Annotated in this window: 1 protein-coding gene; it reads left to right on the top strand. The window is 66.3% G+C overall.

All coding sequences use genetic code 11. The features are described 5' to 3' along the window. Positions 1-507, top strand: a 507-nt coding sequence (locus tag AC1DJW_RS26580) for an aminomethyltransferase family protein (protein WP_476902970.1), incomplete at both ends; no start/stop codon positions are given.

Here is a 507-nt window from a genome sequence, read left to right on the forward strand (position 1 = left end):
GTTCCTCGTGGTCCCGAACGCCGGCAACGCCAAGGTCGTTGCCCAGGCGCTGGCACAAAGGGCCGCCAACTTCGACGTCGTCGTCGATGACGCCTCCGCGGCAACCTCGCTGATCGCCGTCCAGGGCCCCAAAGCGGAAGACATCCTCCTCCGCTTGGTCCCGGCCGGACAGCACTCCCTCGTCACCGGGCTCAAGTACTACGCCGCGGTCGAGGTACCCTTCACCTTTGCCGGCAACACTACGGAACTGCTGCTCGCCCGCACCGGTTACACGGGCGAGGACGGCTTCGAAATCTTCGTGGACAACGATGCAGCTGCCGCCCTGTGGCAAGCAATCGCATCGGTTGCCCAGGACGGCGAGCTGATCCCCGCCGGCCTGGCCTCGCGTGACTCCCTGCGCCTCGAAGCCGGCATGCCGCTCTACGGCAACGAGCTCTCCCGCGAAGGCAACCCCTTCTCGGCAGGCCTGGGTCCTGTTGTGTCGCTCGCCAAGGAAAGCGACTTCGT

The sequence above is a fragment of the Arthrobacter sp. 05L417 genome (assembly GCF_056397865.1).